Source organism: Jatrophihabitans sp., from assembly GCA_036399055.1.
Classification (GTDB): Bacteria; Actinomycetota; Actinomycetes; order Mycobacteriales; family Jatrophihabitantaceae; genus Jatrophihabitans_A.
On the sequence record DASWNX010000025.1, the window covers coordinates 17,774 to 34,290 of the forward strand.

Sequence of the window (16,517 nt, forward strand, 5' to 3'; positions counted from 1 at the left end):
GGTCACCCGGCGGAAACCGCGAGCCACCAGCCCAGTGCGGCGGCGCCGACGCCCGCGCCGAGCGAGAGTCCGACGTTGCCGAGGGCTGCCCACCGCGCGCCCTGCCGGCTCAACCGCAGCGTCTCATAACCGAACGCCGAGTACGTCGAGAGCGCTCCGGAGAATCCAGCGCCCAGCAGCAGGGCCAGGTCCGGATCCAGCCGGGCGCCGGCGCCGGTGACGGCGCCGAGGATCAACGAGGCCAGCACGTTGACCGTCAGGGTGCCCCACGGAAACCGGGTCGGGCGCTCAGATTGGATCGACTGGATCGCCCGGTCGGTGAGGTAGCGCGCGGGCGCTCCTACCGCGGCCCCGAGCGCGATCAACAACATCGTCACGGCAGGTCAGCCGCGATGAGGCCGCGACGCCTGTTGGCGACCCGGATGAAGCGGCTGGTGACAGCGCTGGACAGCCATACCGCGCCAGCGCAGCCGATCACCGTGACCGCGACGTAGCCCAGGGCGACCAGCGGCCGGTGGTGCAGCAGCAAACGCTGCACCTCCACCGCGAAGCCGGAGTAGGTGGTGTAGCCGCCGAGAACGCCGACACCCAGAAACGGCCTGGCCAGCCGGTGCGGGGCAGGCAGCTCCAGCAGCAGCGCCATCAGGGCGCCGATCAACAGGCAGCCGGTGATGTTGACCAGGACGGTCGACCAGGGAAACTGCCGGTCCGAATGGGGGATCCTCAGGCTGAGCCCGTAGCGCGCCTCAGCGCCGAGGACGCCGCCCACCGCGATAACGGCGATCGGCGCCCAGCGCCGCGTCGGGCTGTCCTGAGACCGCGGCGGTTGGCGATCCGGCGCTCCTGATCCATGCACGTCAGCTGGCCCCTGCGGTCGTCCTGAGAGAGGGCGGGCAGCCAGACCACGCCGAAGCCGCCCTGTGCGAGGTAGGTTAGCGCGATGTCAGCTTCGGCCGATCCGCTGTCTGCGGCCGTGGAAGCGCTGCGGTCCGCCGGCTGCGTCTTCGCCGAGGAAGAGGCACGCCTGCTCTGCGCCGCCGCGCGCACTCCGGACGAGCTGGCTGACCTGGTCCGCAGGCGGTCCGCCGGCCTGCCGTTGGAGGTGCTGCTGGGCTGGGCGCAGTTCTGCGGTGTGCGGGTGGCGGTGGACCCCGGTGTGTTCGTTCCCCGCCAGCGCACCGCATACCTGGTCGAGCAAGCCGTGGCGCGGGCCCGGGCCGGCGCCGTCGTGCTCGACCTGTGCTGCGGCACCGGCGCCCTCGGGCTGGCGATCGCGGCGTCGCTGGGGCGACTGGAGCTGCACGCCTGCGACCTGGAGCCGGCCGCGGTCGCCTGCGCCCGCCGCAATCTGGCCCCGATCGGTGGCCGGGTGTACGCCGGTGACCTCTACCAGCCGTTGCCAGCCACGCTGCGAGGCCGGGTCGAGGTGCTGGTCGCCAACGCGCCGTACGTGCCCACCGAGGCCATCGCGCTGATGCCTGCCGAAGCCCGCGACCACGAGCCCCGGCTGGCCCTCGACGGCGGTCCGGATGGTCTCGACGTCCAGCGGCGGGTGGCAGCCGACGCGCCCCGGTGGCTGGCGCCGGGCGGCAGCCTGCTGATCGAGACCGGTCCAGGCCAGGCCACCCAGACCGCTGAGGCCGTCGCCGAGGCTGGGCTCGACACCCGAATCACGCATTCCCCACGACTGGGGTGCACCGTGGTGGTAGGCGAGCTGCCTGCGTCACAGCGTTGACTCCGCGGGCGCCAGCAAACGCAGAACCGGGTCCGCTGATGGTCGGGCCGGCCGGGGGAGTGACGTGGATGAACCGGTGAGTCACACGCGGTGATGCCCTTCCTGTGGAGGGCTTAAGCGGCTTGACAGGTCCGGCCAGGCCGAGTCACGATCGAGTGGCTGGGCGGGCTGAGCCATGCGCCGAACCAGATGCGTGGCGCCAACAGAGGCGCTTGCGGCATCTCAGCTCACAGTCCTACGGGGGATCTGCTTTGTTGTCTTCATCTCGTGCTGCCGACTCTCCGAGCCGCCCCAGCCGGCGCCGCCGCTGGCCGGTCCGGGCCGGCGTCGGCCTGGTGGCGCTCGGCTCGATCGTGGCCTCGACTCTGCTGGCAGCGCCGTCGGCGACGGCCGCCAGTTCGACGCTGACGCGCTATCCCTACCTGACCGACCTGACGACGACCTCGGTGCAGGTCACCTTCGACACCAGCGTCAAGGTGGCCAGTGCCGCCAACGCCGTTCAGTGGGGAACGCCCAGCGGAGACACCGGCTGCACGCTGACCTCGAGCTCGATGACCAGCGCGAACAACACGGTGAACGCGCCGATCACGGTGGCCGGTGTCGTGGAGTACCAGACGTCGGTGCGGATCACCGGCCTGACTGCCGGCACGACCTACTGCTATCGGATCTTCACCGGCGGCTCGGCGCCGGTCGACCTGCTGGAGACCGATGTGGCTCCGCGGTTCACCACGATGAGCCACAGCGGTGAGTTCAGCTTCGCGGTGCTGGGGGACTGGGGTGACAACAGCATCGCCAACGGCGTGAACCAGAAGAACGTCGACGCCCAGATCGCCGCGAGCGGCGTGAAGTTCGCGGTCTCCACCGGTGACATCGCCTACCAGAACGGCAGCCAGAACAACTACGGAAACCTGGTGGCGACCGGCCCCGGCGTGAGTCAGGTCTTCGGAGCCGACTACTGGAAGGTCCCCGGCGCGTCTATCCCGATGTTCGCGACGAGCGGCAATCACGGCCGCAACGCCACCTTCCTGCAGAACTGGAAGCAGGCGGCGGTGGTCGCGGCCTCCAGCGGCAAGTACACGATGGAGACCTACTCCGGAATCGATGACACCGCGCCGGCCAGTTACCCCTCGGTCTGGTACGCCTTCAACTCCGGCGGCGCCCGCTTCTACATCCTCAACGCCGACTGGAACGACAGCAACGTAGGGACCGCTCCGGGCGGCGCCTACCAGGTCGACCGTGACTACCACTGGCAGCCGAGCAGCCCCGAGTACCAGTGGCTCAAGGCAGACCTGGAACAGAACACCAACAGCGTCAAGTTCGCGTTCTTCCACTATCCGCTGCGGGCCGACAGCGCCACCGAAGGCGATGACCGCTACCTGCAGAACGATCCGAACACCCCGACCTCGATCGACTCGCTCGAGGGCCTGCTGGCCAACAACGGGGTGGATCTCGCCTTCAACGGCCACGCTCACATCTACCAGCGCAACTACGCCCCGCCCGGCGGTGTGACCAGCTACGTCACCGGCGGCGGCGGCGCCAAGGTCGCGCCGGTGAGCGGATGCGCCACCACCGACGCCTACGCCATCGGCTGGTCCACCAGCAGCGCCTCGGGCAGCAGGTGCGGCGCCGCGACGGCGCCCACCTCGATCGGGCAGGTCTATCACTTCCTCAAGGTCACCGTCAGCGGCGCGACCGTGACCGTCACGCCGACCGACTCGACCGGCGCGACCTTCGACCCGATGACCTACAACTTCACCCGCAACACCTCGGCGCCGGCGGCTCCCACCGGCCTGGCGGCCGCCATGTCGGGGACCGCGGTCAGGCTGAGCTGGACCGCCAGCGCCAGCAGCGACTCCAGCGCCCAGGACATCTACCGCGACGGCCGGTGGCTGGCCACCGTCGGGCCGAAGGTGACCTCCTACAGCGACACCGCGCCGGTGTCCGGGGCCAGCTACACCGTCCGGGCGCACGACCTGCTCGGCAACCAGTCCGGTGACAGCACGCCGGCCAGCGGGCCGGTCGACAGCACGCCACCGAGCGCGCCAGGCAACCTGACAGCCACCGCGACCGGGCCCACCTCGGTGCGACTGAACTGGACCGCCAGCTCGGACAACTTCGGCGTCACCGGCTACGAGGTCTACCGCGACTCGGCCACCACGCCGCTGGCGACGCTGGGCGCAAGTGCCACCAGCTACACCGACACGACGGCGGACGCTGAGCAGACCTACACCTACACGGTCAAGGCCAAGGACGCGGTCGGCAACGCTGCCAGCGCCACCTCGGCGCCGGTGACCACGCCGGCCGCCGACGGCGCCGTCACGACCACAGTGCTGGCCAGCGACGACGTGACGATCGCTCAGGCGAGTCCGACAACGCAGCCCAGCGCCACCGCCACCCGGGTGAGCGCCGACGGCAGCCCGGTCGCCGACGCGGTGCTGCAGTTCAAGCCCACCCTGCCCAGCGGTTGCACCGTGACCAAGGCGCAGCTGAGCCTGACCGTGGGCAACGGCACGGACAACAACTCGGTCAAGGGCGGCGACCTCTACCTCACCGACAACTCCACCTGGGCGCAGTCGGCGGTGAGCTGGGACACCGCGCCCCAGCGAGTGGGTGCCGCTTTCTCCAGCCAGGGGGCGGTGGCCCTCAGCCAAACCATCACAGTCGACCTGACCGGCAGGGTCAACCCGGGCGAGCCATTCACGATCCGGGTAGGCAACACCAGCGGGGACGCGGCGGCGTACTACTCCAGAGAGGGATCGGCGACCCTCGGCCCGCGCCTGACCGTGACCTGTTGAGCCGCCTGTCCCTCCTGGGTCAGTCGGGCGGTCCCACACGGGGCTGGCCGTCGACCCAGGTGAGGGGTTCCATCCAGAGCTGGCGGCCGGGCACGGTGGAGCCGATGGCATCGGGCGGCCAGGCGTGGAAGAACATCACGCTGGAGCCGTCGGGCAGGTCGAGCACGAAGTTGTGCCCGGGTCCGGCCGCCGCCGGGGCAGAGCTGAGCAACGGCTCGGCGGACCGGTCGGCGCAGGGGCCGGTCGGGCCTTGGCAGCTGGCGTAGCCGACGGCGTACTTGTCCGAGCCGTAGTCGTTGGCGGAGTAGAACAAGAAGTACCTGCCGTCATGGCTGACCATCTCGGGCGCCTCGATGAGGTTGCCCTGCCAGGACTTGGTGTTGGTCAGCAGCGCGACCGGCGCGCCTGGCAGGCTGGCCGCGTCCGGGCTGAGTCGCTGCGCCCACAGCTGGACCGGCTTGCCACAGCAGTTGCCGTCGTTCTTCCAGTACAGGTACAGCGCGCCGTCAGCGGCCCGGATCGGGTTGGGGTCGATCGAGCCGCCCAACTCGACCTGGCAGACCAGCGGAGCGCGACGGTCATCGACGAACGGCCCGCCAGGCTTGTCCGACTGCGCCCGGCCGATGCACTGCTTGCCTGAGGTCTGGTCCTGCTCGGTGTAGAACAGGACGTACTTGCCGCCGACCGCCAGCACCTCCGGCGCCCAGGTCTTTCCGCCGCTGGCCCAGCTGCCCAGTCGCGGCAGGGCGTCGGGTGCCGGGCTCCAGCGTGTCAGGTCGGGCGAGGTGAGCACCTGGACGTTGGAGCCGCCGCCCTGGGTGCCGTAGGCGTAGTACTGGGCGCCGACCCGCAGCACCGCCGGGTCGGGAAAGTCCTGGTCATACACCGGGTTCTGATACGCCCGCCCGAGCACCGTCCCGGCAGCCGCCGACGCCGAACCAGGGGCCTCGGCCGCGGCGCTGGACTGCCTGCCGCCGGGGGAGGCGGGCTGTGACTTTCCACTCTCACAGCCCGCGGCCAGAATGGCGGCGATCGACGTCGCGGTGAACACCCAGAGCCGCCGAGGGGCAGCTGGTCGCGTTTTCCGCACTGGACAGCCTTTCTCCGAGGATCGTTCTCAGCGCGTTTTACAACGTTGTACAGCAAGCGTTATCAGGCGGCGCGAAAAGCTGCCCTCCTTTGATAGTGACCGAACTCGCCGAGCCAGGCCAAACCCCCGCACGTACTGGTGCCACGTTCAAGTGGCACCGACGTGACCAACCTGACATAAGGTGTCTACCGGATGTATTCGCCTTCACCTTGACCTAATGCTCTAGGCATGAATGAATAGCTAACGTCGTACAAACCTCCCAACCCTTTTGCAAGGTGGAATGCATGCATATTTCGCGTGGTTCGAGGACTCGCCGTGGCACGGTGGCCCTCACAGCGCTCGGCGCGCTTGTCGCAGCCGGCGTCTCCGCACCGTCGGCCTTCGGCGCTTCCAGCGCCACAGCCGGCTCGGCCAAGCACTCCCAGCTCGGCAAGCACGACCGGGAACTGCTGGCCAACGCCACGGCCAAGGGCGCGTCGACCGCGACCCTGCTCATCGCCGCGGCGCCCGGCAAGAACAACACCGTCATCAGCGGCCTGAAGTCACTCGGCGCGGTGATCAGCAAGGCCGACGGCGATGTGAGCTACATCCGCGCGATCGTGCCGCTGAGCAAGATCGAGACGGCAGCCAACCTGTCCGGCATCGTGGCCGCTGACCTCGACGAGGTCATCGCCCTCGACGACCCGACCCCGCAGGGCACGCAGTCGCCCACCCCGCAGGCGCCTCCGAACGCCAGCACTCCTCGTGACAACGCCTACATGCCTGTCGGCGACACCGGCGCGGCCGCCTTCACCGCGGCCAACCCGACCTGGGACGGCCGGGGCACCACCATCGGCATCCTCGACACCGGTATCGACCTCGATCACCCCGCCCTGTCGACCACCACGACCGGCGAGCGCAAGATCACCGACTGGGTGACCGCGACCGACCCGTTCACCGACGACGACCCCACCTGGCTGAACATGGCCACCCAGGTAAGCGGCCCGGCGTTCAGCTTCGGCGGCGTTAGCTACACCGCCCCGGCCGGCGCCTACCGGACCGCCACCTTCATCGAGGGCGACTCCCGCCTCGGTGGCGAGGTCGGCAGCGACGTCAACCGCGACGGCGACACCACCGACAAGTTCGGCGTGCTGTGGGACCCCACCGCCAACACCGTGCGCGTCGACGCCAACCAGAACAACAACTTCTCCGACGACGCCGCGATGACCGACTACGCGACGAAGTTCGACGTCGGCCACTTCGGCGTCGACAACCCCGCGACGCTGGTCAACGACTCGATGCCGTTCGTGGTGCAGATCGACGGCAAGAACAAGTACGTCAACATCGGCATCGTCTCCGGCCTGCACGGCAGCCACGTCGCAGGCATCACCGCCGCCAACCGGATGTTCGGTGGCGAGATGTCCGGAGCGGCGCCCGGCGCGAAGCTCAAGTCCGTCCGGGTCTGCATGTTCATCACCGGCTGCACCAACCACGCCCTGATCGAGGGCATGACCTTCATCGCCAAGCAGGGCAACGTCGACGTGATCAACATGTCGATCGGCGGCCTGCCGGCGCTCAATGACGGCAACAACACCCGGGCGGTCCTCTACAACCGCCTGATCGAGCAGTACAACGTGCAGATCTTCATCTCGGCCGGCAACAGCGGCTCGGGCATCAACACCATCGGCGACCCGGCGGCAGCCTCCAAGGTCGTGGCTGTCGGTTCCTACGTCAGCAAGGAGACCTGGCAGAAGAACTACGGTTCGGACTCCAGCTTCGTCGACAACCTGCACGGCTTCTCATCGCGTGGTCCCCGTGAAGACGGCGGATTCAAGCCGCAGATCGTCGCGCCCGGCGCTGCGGTCTCGACCACTCCGATGTGGGAAGCGCCCTCTCCGGTGGCCGGCACCTACCTGCTGCCCGCCGGTTACGGCATGGCCAACGGAACCTCGATGGCCGCACCCCAGTCAGCCGGCGCTGCCGCGCTGCTGGTGAGCGCGGCCAAGCAGGCCGGCGTGCAGAGCCAGCCGGCTCAGCTTCGCCAGGCAATCACGTCCTCGGCCCGCTACCTGCCGCGTTACGGCGCCTTCGAGCAGGGCAACGGCCTGTTCAACGTCCCCGCGGCGTGGAACCTGTTGAAGACCAACCTCAAGCCGATCGACATCACGTCCTCGGTCGAGGTCAACACCCTTCTCTCGGACTTCCTGGCGACCCCGGGCCGCGGCGAGGGAATCTATGACCGTGAAGGCGTCAAGGCCGGCGACAACTACGTCCGGACCTACACCTTCACTCGCACCTCCGGTAGCGGCGGCACCACGGCCTTCAACCTGAGCTGGGTCGGCAACGACGGCACCTTCAGCACCGCGGCGACGTCCATCGCGCTGCCGCTGAACTCGCCGGTCACGCTGGCTGTCAACGTCAACCCGACGGGCGCCGGCGCGCACTCGGCGATCCTGAACCTCGACGACCCGTCGACGGCCGGCATCGACGGGCAGACGCTGAACACCGTGGTCGCGGCTGAGCAGTTCACCGCGGCGAACAACTACTCCATCGCGCACTCGGGCACGATCGGTCGCAACCAGGTCACCAGCTACTTCTACAACGTCCCGGCCAACACGCCGGCGTTCAAGGTGGACATGGCCGGTGGCGGCGCCACTCCGGGCGCCGGGCAGATCCGCTTCCTGCGGTTCCACCCGTACGGCACCGGTGTCGACGCCAACTCCTCGCTGAGCTGCTACAACCCCTCAGCCGGAACCTGTGTCGGCTCGCCGACCAGCCGCACGACCAGCAACCCCCAGGCCGGCGTCTGGGAGGTCACGGTGGAGGCTCGGCGGACCTCGGATGCCGAGAACGCCCCCTACACCCTGACGGCCTCGATCTTGGGCGCGACCGTGTCGCCCAACCCCGACACCATCGCGTCGGCAACGATCGGGACCCCGGTGGCTCGCAGTTACACGCTGAAGAACATCTTCGGTGAGTTCACCGGTCGGGCGACCGGGTCCACGCTCGGCAGTGCCCGGATCCAAACGCCGACCATCGCAAACCTGGCCTCACAGCAGCGCCAGGTGACGGTCACCCCCGGCTCCACCTCGCTGCGTGCCACCATCGGCGGCACCAGTGACCCGGCGGCCGACCTCGATCTCTTCGTCTACAACTGCACGACCGGCAGCTGCGTGCTGGCTGGCCAGTCGGCAGACGGTGACAGCGAGGAGTCGGTGACCATCGCCAACCCGGCGGCTGGAGTCTGGGTGACCCTGGTCGACGGCTTCGCGGTTCCGGCAGGCTCCACCACGTTCAACTACATCGACGTGTTCACCAACTCTGCCTTCGGCACGGTTGCGGTGACCGACGCGAACGCGGTGCGGCCGGCCAACGCCGAGTGGACCGTGCCCGGATCGGTGACCGCGAACGCGGCGCCGGCTTCGGGACGGGTGCTGCTGGGCGCTGTCCAGGTGCGCACTGACACGAACGTGTTGGTGGGCTCCGGCGACGTGGTGGTGCAGAGCGTCACCCCGTAGTAAATAAGCGCACTACAACGACAAGGCCCCGCCGGGCAATCCGGCGGGGCCTTGCCGCGTTCGCGTCCGCCCTCAAGCGGATGCGGCTCGAACGCATAGCGAGCACGCTGGCGCTGCCCAGCCGGGCGCAGGTCGGTTCAGCTGACGGTGCGGGCCCACGTCGCTCGTGCCAACCCGCCGCCGGCCACCCTGACTCGGCGTCGCAAGCTGACCGAGGCCCGGCAGCTGAACACGTTGTGATCGAGTTTCTCGATCTCGTCGAGGATCGCGCCGTACAGCGTCCAGGCGGTCCGCAGGCAATCCCTGGAGCCACGCTCGACGAGCTCGATGCCGGGCTGGGCTGATCGGTAGAGTTCGCGGGCCCGTTCAAGCTCGAAGGCGATGAGCTGCCGGACCGGCTCGCTGGCCGACCCGGTCGCCCGGGCTCGCAGCAGCGCCGCGCGGTCGACCCCGAACCGGTCGAGGGACTCCCGGGGAAGGTAGATCCGATTGCGGTCGAGGTCCTCGCCGATGTCGCGCAGGAAGTTGGTCAACTGGAAGGCCAGACCGAGGTCGGCCGCGTGCCGGCCCAGCGTGCCCCAGTCGGTTCGCTCGTCCTCGCGGCCGAGGATCGGCAGCATCTGCAGGCCGATCACGGCCGCCGAGCCCCACATGTACTTGGACAGGTCATCGAAGCTCTGGTACTCGGTGACCACCAGATCCATCCGCATCGAGTGCAGGAAGTCGACAAAGTGCTCCGGCGGTATCTGCCAGCGCTCAATGGTGTCGAGCACTGCCTGGCAGAGGGGGTGCGCCGAGGCGCCTCGTTCGAGGTCGAGGCTGAAGCTCTGCGCCCAGGCGTCGAACCTGCGTGCTCGCTCGGCTGTGCTCAGCCGGGGGTCGAGGTCATCGACGATGTCATCGGCGTAGCGGGCGAAGCCGTAGAGCGCGTGGACATAGGGACGTTTGGCCGTCGGCAGCAGCCGAGTGGCCAGGAAATAGGTCCTGCCGTGCTGGGCGTTGAGCGCCCGGGCCTGGGCGTAGCCGGCTTGCGCGGCGGGGTCGCAGATGCCCGCGGCCCGCAGCTCGCGCCGGGCGCCTCCGCTGAGCCGCGCGCAGGCCTTGCCGGCGCGCCGGTGGACGGCCGGGGCAGCCGGCCCGCCGGCCTCGAAGGCGGTGATCCGCGCCGGCGACTGCGACGCCTGATCCTGCTGCTGGAAGCGATTGCTCGTCATCGCGGCGCGCCCACTCTCACCATGGGGCCGAGCCCGGTGCGCAGCGTGCTGAAAACCTGGTCGATCAAGGGCTCCAGCTGTGCCCGGGCGTGCGCCAGCGGTTGTCCCCTGAGCAACCGGGACCGCAACTCCGCGCCGATGACCGCCTCTGCCGCCAGGTACTGGGCGGCCGCGAGTTCGGCCGACAGCGGCGGGGCATCGGCGCCCAGGGCTTCGGCAAGCGCGCGGGTGAGGACCTGCCGGCGCTCGAGCTGAAGGTGCTGCTCGTGGCGCTGCAAGTCCGGGCTCTCGACGATGGCCGCGTGAAAGCGCGCGACCTCGTCGGCGTCTGCGTCGGTGCGGCCGGCCGTCAGCTGGTAGAGGACTTGTTGTCGCAGCGCCAGCAACACCGAGTCCCCGGGTGCGCAGCACCGCACCGCGTCGACCAGCGCGGCTTGCAGCGGATCTCCCTCATCGAAGAACAGATCCTCTTTGGTGTCGAAGTAATTGAACACCGTCGCGACCGAGACGCCCGCCTGCCGGGCGATGTCGGCGACCGTCACCGAGTCATAGCCGTGCTCGAAGAACAACGACATCGCGGCCGCGTTGATGGTGTCCCGGGTTCGCCGCTTGTGTTGCTCACGCAGTCCCAGTTGCTCGCTCACATCCGCCTCCCGAATCGCGGGCCTGTCATCTGGTGACATCAGCGACTAACCGCCGGTGATGCGGGCCGCCGCGAGCCGGCCCGAGAGCAGGACCATCGGAACGCCCACGCCGGGCTGGGTGTTGGAGCCACAGAACACCAGGTTCTCGATCTGCCGGTCCAGCGTCGGAAACCGGAACGGACCAGACTGGGCGAAGGTGTGAGCCGCCGCGAACGGAGCGCCGGCGGCCAGCCCCTGGTCCTGCCAGTCCTGCGGGGTGACGACAGCCTCCACCTCGATTCCCTGCTCGAACCCGGGCAGGCCACGCTGGTCCAGCGTCGCCATGATCTCGTCCCGGTAGCGCGGGCCGATGACTGACCAGTCGATAGCCGCACGGGTGTTGGGGCAGGGGAACAGGACGTAGTAGCTGGCTCGCCCCGGTGGCGCCAGCGAGGAGTCGGTCCTGCTGGGATTGCTCACCAGGAACGACGGGTCACTCATCAACCGGCCCTCGTCGATGATCTCGGAGAACGTGGTGTCCCAGGCCTGGCCGAAGAAGATCGAGTGGTGCGCCAGGTCCGGGTAATGCGCCCTCGAACCGGCGTGCACCAGCACGCAGGACGGGGAGTACCGCAATCGGGTCAACCGGCGCGGGCGGAACCGGTCAGGAAGCAGTCGCTCATAGGCGGTCGGCAGGTCGGCGTTGACGACCACGACATCGGCGGCCAGCCGGTCACCGTCGCAGGTGAGCACCGCGCTGGCGCGCTCTCCCGACACTTCGATTCGCTCGACTTTCGTGTTGTAGCGAAAGGTGACTCCGTGGTCGGCGGCTGCGTCGGCCAGGGCGCGTGAGACGGCATGCATGCCGCCGCGCGGGAAGTAGACGCCGGCGACCGTGTCCATGTAGGCGATCACAGCGTAGATCGCCAGCGCGTCCTGAGGCGCCAACCCGGCATACATAGCCTGGAACGAGAAGATCCGGCGCAACCGGTCATCGGCCAGGTACTGCCCGACCTTGGGCGCCAGCCGCCGCAGGCCGCCCAGTGCCAGCAGCTTGATTCCGGCGCTTCCCACCAGTTGCAACGGCGAGTCCAGATTGCGGTCGATGAAGTTGCGTTGCTCCAACTGGTACAGCTTGTGCAGGAAACGCACCAGCTCCCGATAACCAGCCACATCCCGAGCCGAGGCGACCTCGGCGATCTCGGCTGCCATCTGCTCCGGATCGGTGTGCACGTCGATCCTGGACCCGTCGGCGAAGACAGCCCGGTAGGCAGGGCTCAGCGGAAGCAGCTCGAGCCGATCCGTCAGGCGCTCGCCGACGCAGGCCAGGGCGTCGTCGATCAGCTCGGGCATCGTCAGCACCGTCGGTCCGGTGTCGAACTGATAGCCGTCCTGACGCAGCACCCCGGCCCGGCCCCCCGGCTCGGCGGACTGCTCGACGACGGTGACCCGGCGTCCGGCGCCGGCCAGCCGCAGCGCGGCAGACAGGCCGCCCAGACCGGCCCCGACTATCACCACGTCATCGGTGCGTCCGGGGACCACCCGGGATGTTCGGAGCATGACTGCTCCCTTCGGCTTCCCCCGCGCAGCCGCAAGGAGGTGTTGTCCCGCTGCGCACACCCAATGTTAGAGTCACTCTAGGTTCAAGAGCAGCCGTCCTGTCACCCGAGGCCGTCGACCAGCCGTCGCTGAAGAAGGAATCCCGGGTTCAGCCCCGCCTCGGAGCCGCCCATGTCCAGCCCCGGCTCATTCAGCCCGGCGCCCCGGCAGCGAGCGTCACTGCCGGCCCGGGCGCTGGGGATGGGCTTCGAGCAGATGGTGCGCCACGGCTTGCGGGGGGTCTTCCTGCGCGGCCAGCTGCCTGCGGGCGGCTGCGTCTGGGCGGCCAATCACCACAGCTGGTGGGACGGCTTTCTGGCTGCTGCGGTGCTGCGCCGGCAGCGGCGGGCCGCGGCGCTGCTGATGGACGGGGACAACCTGTCCGACTACCGCTTCCTGACGGCGATCGGGGTGATCTCGACCGCTCGGCCACGGCAGGCGCTGACAAGCCTGCGCGACGGCCGGGTGCTGGTCATCTTTCCCGAAGGCGAGCTGAGGCCAGCAGGCCCGGTCGCGGCGCTGGCGCCAGGCGCGGCTTGGCTGGCGCGGCGAGCGCCCGCGACGCTGCTGCCGGTCGCGGTGCGAGTGGCCGCCCGCGGGCACCAGTTCCCCGAGGGCCTGGTCGACATCGGCGCGGCCTGCGCGCCGGATCAGCTGTCAGCGGAGCTGGGCCGGCAGCTGGCGGGTCTGGACGCCGCGATCGCCGGCGCGGATCCCCGCGAGCCGGTGCCCGGATTCCGATGTGTCGTCCCGGGCCGCCTCAGCTGGGACGAGCGGATCGACCGGTGGTCGGCAAGGCTCAGCCGGCGGTGAGGGTCCTGTTCGGCGCGATCCTCGGCTTCCTGCTGGTCAAGCTTGCGACGCTGGCGATGAATCTGGCCTGGTTTCCGGTGCTGGGCAAGGGACGCCTGGCGAGTGAGCCGGCGCCGGAGCCTACGGCGGCGCCGCCTGAGACGGTGTCGCTGCTGGTTCCGATGCGCGACGAGGCCGCGACCCTGGCCCGGTTTCTGCCCGCTCTGCTCGGCCAGTCCGGGGTGACGGAGCTGATTGTTCTGGATGACCTGTCCAGTGACGGCTCGGCCCTGACCGCCCGGTCGATCCTTGCCGGGTCGGCGCACGCCCGCCTGGTGAGCGGCACGGCGCCCCCGCCGGGGTGGGTGGGCAAGAACTGGGCCTGCGAGCAACTGGCGGCTGAGGCTTGCGGCGAGTTATTGCTCTACTGCGACGCCGACGTGCTGCTGGGCGCCGGCGCGGTCGAGGCGGTTGTGCGGGCGATGGCCGACCAGCAGGCCGACGTCTTCTCGGTCTTTCCCCGCCAGCTCACCGGCAGCCTCGGCGAAGCGCTGCTGACGCCGCTGATCGACGATGTGCTGCTGTGCTTCCTTCCCTTCGGGCTGCTGTCGGCGGACGTGCCGGCGGCTGCCACCGCGAACGGGTCGTTGCTGGCATTTCGGCGCGAGGCCTTGGCTGCGCTGGCCGGGTTCTCTTCGGTGCGCGCGGAGATCGTGGAGGACGTGGCGCTGGCCAGGCGCGCCCGGCGAGCGGGTCTGCGGCTCGGGCTCGCCCTGGGCGGTGAGCTGGTGCAGACCCGGATGTACACCGGCTACCGCGAGGTCGTCATCGGCCTGGGCAGGGGACTGCTCGCGGTGACTGGAGGATCACGGCTTCGGTTGGTGGTCGCCGCCGGCTGGCACCTTGCGGTCTACACCCTGCCGCTGGTCGCGGCGAGCCGGCGCCGGCGCTGGCTGCTGCCGCTGGGGTTGGGGGTGGTCGAACGGCTGCTGGTCGGACTGAAATGCCATCCCCGAGCGGCCTGGCAGGCGATTCTCTCCCCGTTGAGCCCGATCGCCTTCGTCCCGGTGGTCACTCAGGCGATGCGCCGGCAGCAGCGATGGAAGGGCCGTAGCTACCCGTGAGGCCACCCTCGCCCCACTCGCAACCGGTGATCGGCCATCTCGGCCGGTGGGGTCGGCAACCGCTGCCACTGCTGGAAGAGGGCGCGGCGCTGGGCCCGGTGTTCAGTCTGCGGCTCTGGCGAAACACCATTGTCGGTTACTCCCCGGACTGGAACCGGTTCGTGCTCGGTGACCTGGAGCTGTTTCGCAGCCGGGGCAGCATGAGCGGGCTGTCACCCCACCTGGCGGCCGGCCTGGTGCAGACCGAGGCGCCGCACCACCGCCAGCGCCGCGCCGAGCTCAACCCGGCCTTCGCCCGGCGTTCGATCTCAGCGCTGCGGCCGCGGATCACCGAGGTCGTGGACCGCGCCCTGCCCAGCGGTGAGTTCGACGCGGTGGCCTGGTCCGCCTCGATCACTCGCGAGATCCTGGCTGCCACCTTCTTCGGAGGCGCGCTGCCGGGGCCGACGCTGGCCGCCTTTCTGCGACCCCTGGACAGCCCGCTGCCGGGACCGCTGCTACGCCGGCCGGCCTTGTTCCGGCGGATGAACCGCGCCCTGGAGCGGGCGCTGCCCGCCGCGCCGCCGGACTGCCTGGCGGCCGCGTTTCGTGACCTTCCCGGCGGGCTGGAGGAGGTGCGGGTCGCGCTGAGCGCCGGTTATGACACGACCGCGCACACCATGGCCTGGCTGCTCTACCACGTCGGCTGCCAGCCGGAGTTGCTCGCCGCCGAGCAACGAGCGCTGGCAGTCAACGAGGTCCTGCGGCTGTACCCGGCGGGGTGGCTGGGCAGCCGACGTGCTGCGCGGGACACCGCGTTCGCCGAAATCACGATTCCGCGCGGCACGCTGGTGCTCTACAGCCCCTACCTGACCCATCGCGATCGGCGTTTGTGGCCTGAGCCTCTGGAGTTCCGGCCCCAGCGGTTTCTGGAGGCGTTGCCGGCGTGGGGGTTCCTGCCCTTCGCGGCCGGTGAGCGGACCTGCCTCGGCAGCGCCTATGCCCGGCTCGTCCTGGACACCGTGCTGGAGGCGTTCGCCGGCAGCCGGCTCAGCGTGGTCGCGGGGGACCCGCGGCCCAAGGCAGGCATCACCCTGGCGCCGGCAGGCCCGCTGACGCTGCGTCGCGAGCAGCGTTCAACGGCTGGCCGGTGGCGGCAGGCTCACCCCGAATCCGGCGACCGCCAGCCGCAGTAACACCTGCCCGGGCGCCAGCAGGTCGGTGATGCGCGCGGCGCTGAGCGTCTCCAGCTCGGCCAGCCGGACGCGGTAAGCGTCGGCCCCCAGCAGCCGGGCGGCATGCAGCTCAGCCATGTTGTGCCAGACCTTCTGCCTCGCCTCGCGCAGGAATCGCCGGGACGAGAGCCGATTCAGCGGCGCCAGCGCGCGGTCGAGCAACCTGCGGTGGTCTTCGATCTCGGCGTCTTCGGCTTTGACCCGGCCGGCCAGCACGGTGTCGATCCGTTCGTGGTCGCGTCCTCGACGGGCGATCAGCTCCGGATCGGTGAAGTCCTGCGGACTGATAACGGCCAGCATCGCCTGCGGCAGGTCATAGTTGATGTGCGCGTTGACACCGAGCAGCACGTGCCGCAGCGCGGGAAGCTCTGGCGGCGCCGCGAAGGCCAGCTGCCACGGTCGGGCCACGGCTGCCCGATCGCCGGCCAGATCGGCGTCATGGGCGGTGAGATACAGCTCGGCGAAGGCCACATCCCAGCGCTGCACCCACGCCGGGTCGCAGAACTGGCCCTCACGCAGCGCCGCGCCCACCGCTTCGGTGGTGCGCAGGTAGGCGCTGAGAAAAGGCGCCCGTGGGCCGGCGTCCGGAGGCAGCGCGTCCAAGCGCTGGCGCAGTCGGGCCGCGACGTCGTCCACCGCGGAACCGGTCACGACGCCCCTGCCTTCCGCTGGTCGCGCATGGGTCGAGCCGCGTCCGCCGGGTGCTGCGGGAGCGGCGCTTATCCGGGTATAGACCCTCATTCGGGTATAGACCTCTGACGGGCAGAAGGAAAGCGGCGTCCACCGACTTGCCTCACGCCAAAGCTCGGGTTAATTTACTAGCAAGGATCTAAC

Annotated in this window: 13 protein-coding genes; 6 read left to right on the forward strand and 7 right to left on the reverse strand. The window is 69.6% G+C overall.

Annotated elements, in window-relative coordinates; genetic code table 11:
• Positions 1 to 2: 2 nt before the first annotated feature.
• Together VGB75_09415 and VGB75_09420 are read right to left on the reverse strand one after the other, a co-directional pair.
• Complete coding sequence (locus tag VGB75_09415; protein ID HEY0167249.1) at positions 3 to 371, reverse strand: CrcB family protein; 369 nt, start codon at positions 369 to 371, stop codon at positions 3 to 5.
• Between the two features lie 2 nt (positions 372 to 373).
• Positions 374 to 856, reverse strand: a complete 483-nt coding sequence (locus VGB75_09420; protein ID HEY0167250.1) for a CrcB family protein — start codon at positions 854 to 856, stop codon at positions 374 to 376.
• Between the two features lie 84 nt (positions 857 to 940).
• Here VGB75_09420 and VGB75_09425 point away from each other — a divergent pair, with 84 nt between their 5' ends.
• Both VGB75_09425 and VGB75_09430 read left to right on the forward strand, forming a co-directional pair.
• Positions 941 to 1,735, forward strand: a complete 795-nt coding sequence (locus tag VGB75_09425) for a putative protein N(5)-glutamine methyltransferase (GenBank protein HEY0167251.1) — start codon at positions 941 to 943, stop codon at positions 1,733 to 1,735.
• Between the two features lie 254 nt (positions 1,736 to 1,989).
• Positions 1,990 to 4,530: a DNRLRE domain-containing protein gene (locus VGB75_09430; GenBank protein HEY0167252.1), complete on the forward strand. Its 2,541-nt coding sequence runs from the start codon at positions 1,990 to 1,992 to the stop codon at positions 4,528 to 4,530.
• Between the two features lie 19 nt (positions 4,531 to 4,549).
• On the opposite strand, the gene VGB75_09435 is transcribed toward VGB75_09430, so the two are convergent.
• Complete coding sequence (locus VGB75_09435; GenBank protein ID HEY0167253.1) at positions 4,550 to 5,581, reverse strand: glycoside hydrolase family 43 protein; 1,032 nt, start codon at positions 5,579 to 5,581, stop codon at positions 4,550 to 4,552.
• Positions 5,582 to 5,904: 323 nt separating this feature from the next.
• Here VGB75_09435 and VGB75_09440 point away from each other — a divergent pair, with 323 nt between their 5' ends.
• Entirely contained in the window at positions 5,905 to 9,117 is a 3,213-nt protein-coding gene (locus tag VGB75_09440; GenBank protein HEY0167254.1) for a S8 family serine peptidase, read from the forward strand.
• Positions 9,118 to 9,254: 137 nt separating this feature from the next.
• Here VGB75_09440 and VGB75_09445 read toward each other — a convergent pair whose 3' ends face one another.
• Genes VGB75_09445 through crtI form a run of 3 tightly spaced genes read right to left on the reverse strand, consistent with a single transcriptional unit; the run spans position 9,255 to position 12,514 of the window.
• Positions 9,255 to 10,331, reverse strand: coding sequence for a phytoene/squalene synthase family protein (locus VGB75_09445; GenBank protein ID HEY0167255.1), 1,077 nt, complete (start codon positions 10,329 to 10,331; stop codon positions 9,255 to 9,257).
• Positions 10,328 to 10,975, reverse strand: coding sequence for a helix-turn-helix domain-containing protein (locus VGB75_09450; protein ID HEY0167256.1), 648 nt, complete (start codon positions 10,973 to 10,975; stop codon positions 10,328 to 10,330). Before VGB75_09450 ends, VGB75_09445 begins: the two co-directional genes overlap by 4 nt.
• Before the next feature lie 45 nt (positions 10,976 to 11,020).
• Entirely contained in the window at positions 11,021 to 12,514 is a 1,494-nt protein-coding gene (crtI, locus tag VGB75_09455) for a phytoene desaturase family protein (protein ID HEY0167257.1), read from the reverse strand.
• 171 nt (positions 12,515 to 12,685) lie between these two features.
• Here crtI and VGB75_09460 point away from each other — a divergent pair, with 171 nt between their 5' ends.
• The 3 genes from VGB75_09460 to VGB75_09470 are packed head-to-tail and all read left to right on the forward strand — an operon-like array spanning position 12,686 to position 15,644.
• Positions 12,686 to 13,366 (forward strand): 1-acyl-sn-glycerol-3-phosphate acyltransferase, encoded by a 681-nt coding sequence (locus VGB75_09460; protein ID HEY0167258.1) that lies wholly within the window; start codon positions 12,686 to 12,688, stop codon positions 13,364 to 13,366.
• The gene (locus tag VGB75_09465; GenBank protein ID HEY0167259.1) at positions 13,363 to 14,469 is read left to right on the forward strand and encodes a glycosyltransferase family 2 protein; all 1,107 of its coding nucleotides are present in this window, start codon (positions 13,363 to 13,365) and stop codon (positions 14,467 to 14,469) included. The genes VGB75_09460 and VGB75_09465 overlap by 4 nt, the downstream gene beginning before the upstream one ends.
• A gap of 26 nt (positions 14,470 to 14,495) precedes the next feature.
• Positions 14,496 to 15,644: a cytochrome P450 gene (locus VGB75_09470; GenBank protein ID HEY0167260.1), complete on the forward strand. Its 1,149-nt coding sequence runs from the start codon at positions 14,496 to 14,498 to the stop codon at positions 15,642 to 15,644.
• Here the strand turns inward: VGB75_09470 and VGB75_09475 are convergent.
• A complete protein-coding gene (locus tag VGB75_09475; protein HEY0167261.1) occupies positions 15,585 to 16,334 on the reverse strand; it encodes a DUF5995 family protein in 750 nt (249 codons plus the stop codon). The two genes, VGB75_09470 and VGB75_09475, sit on opposite strands and share 60 nt — an antisense overlap.
• Between the last annotated feature and the right edge of the window lie 183 nt (positions 16,335 to 16,517).